The 244-nt window shown below is 71.7% G+C and carries 1 protein-coding gene; it reads right to left on the minus strand.

What is annotated here, in order from left to right:
- Nucleotides 1-218 (minus strand): hypothetical protein (locus G3I65_RS22100; RefSeq protein WP_160697793.1); only part of this gene is annotated, 218 nt, incomplete at its 3' end.
- Between the last annotated feature and the right edge of the window lie 26 nt (nt 219-244).

Raw genomic sequence — 244 nt, forward strand, 5'->3', positions numbered from 1 at the left:
AGCGCGACGAGCCGGTCCAGCCGCTGGTAGTCGTCCGACCGGCCGACCTGCGCCGCGATCGTCGTGATGCCGAGCACCAGCGCGAGGACGATAGGCACGACCGTGACGGCCGAGAGCTTGACGGGGAGGCTCCAGTCGCGCCAGTGCACGAGCGCGTGCCAGGCCGCCTTCCCCTTCGACCGCCGGGGTGCTCGGCCGAGCAGCTCCCCCACGGGCACCTGACCTTCTCCTGCAACGGTCACGT

This window comes from Amycolatopsis sp. SID8362 (assembly GCF_010550475.1).
GTDB classification, from domain to species: Bacteria; Actinomycetota; Actinomycetes; order Mycobacteriales; family Pseudonocardiaceae; genus Amycolatopsis; species Amycolatopsis eburnea.